General features: G+C 34.8%; 1 protein-coding gene. It reads right to left on the reverse strand.

Going from position 1 to position 353, the window contains the following annotated elements:
• A partial coding sequence (locus AB671_RS21805; protein ID WP_185114121.1) for a transposase occupies positions 1 to 353 on the reverse strand: 353 nt, incomplete at both ends.

Below are 353 nucleotides of genomic sequence, written 5' to 3' on the forward strand. Positions count from 1 at the left end.
TTTTTTGTAGCTTCTTTCAAAGCGAGATAAACAGACTTTAAAACTGCATCATCAGTCGGAAAAGACATTTTATTTTTCGTGTACTTTCGTATTTTACCGTTGAGATTTTCAATTAAATTGGTTGTGTAAATGATTTTACGGATTTCGAGAGGAAATTCAAAAAACACGGTTAATTCGTCCCAGTTATCCCTCCATGATTTAATGGCGTAAGAATATTTTGATTGCCATTTATCTGCAAAATCATTCAAAGCTGCTTCTGCGGCCTGTTTGGTAGGTGCAGTATAAATATGTTTCATATCTGCAGAAAACTCTTTCCTGTCCTTCCAGACTACATATTTGCAGGCATTTCTGAT

The sequence above is a fragment of the Chryseobacterium sp. BGARF1 genome (assembly GCF_001677955.1).
GTDB lineage: Bacteria > Bacteroidota > Bacteroidia > Flavobacteriales > Weeksellaceae > Chryseobacterium.